Source organism: Pseudomonas sp. JV245A, from assembly GCF_032424515.1.
Classification (GTDB): Bacteria; Pseudomonadota; Gammaproteobacteria; order Pseudomonadales; family Pseudomonadaceae; genus Aquipseudomonas; species Aquipseudomonas protegens.
The window spans coordinates 1-400 of record NZ_VYKE01000567.1 but is presented as its reverse complement, the minus strand read 5'-3'; the positions used below and the strand labels follow the sequence as shown (position 1 = coordinate 400).

The following is a 400-nucleotide window of genomic DNA, read 5'->3' as shown; positions in this document are numbered from 1 at the left end:
GGGTGCTGCCGGCGCAGGCGCTGGCCGCCACGGCTCGGGCCTATCGCAACCTCAAGCAGTGGGACAACGCCACCCAGGTCTATCGCCTGGCCCTGCAGCGCGACCCGCAGAACGCCGACCTGCAGCTGGGGCTGGCCCTGACCCAGGCCGATGCCGGCCAGCCGGCCGAAGCCGTGGCCCGGGCCAAGGCCCTGGTGGCGGCCAAGCCCGATGACCCGAACCGGCGCCTGGCCCTGGGCTACGCGCTGACCCGCGCCAACCAGCCTTATGACGCCCTGGCCGCATACGACCAGGCGTTTATCCGCGCTGGCGACAAGCCCGAAGTCATCCGCGAATACATCTACGCCCTGCAGCGGGCGCGCCTGCCGGAACCGGCCCTGCGCCTGGCCCGGCAGCACCC

Annotated in this window: 1 protein-coding gene; it reads left to right on the top strand. The window is 73.0% G+C overall.

What is annotated here, in order from left to right; all coding sequences use genetic code 11:
* The coding region (locus F6S12_RS33060) for a tetratricopeptide repeat protein (RefSeq protein WP_315870030.1) at positions 1 to 400 on the top strand (400 nt) is incomplete at both ends.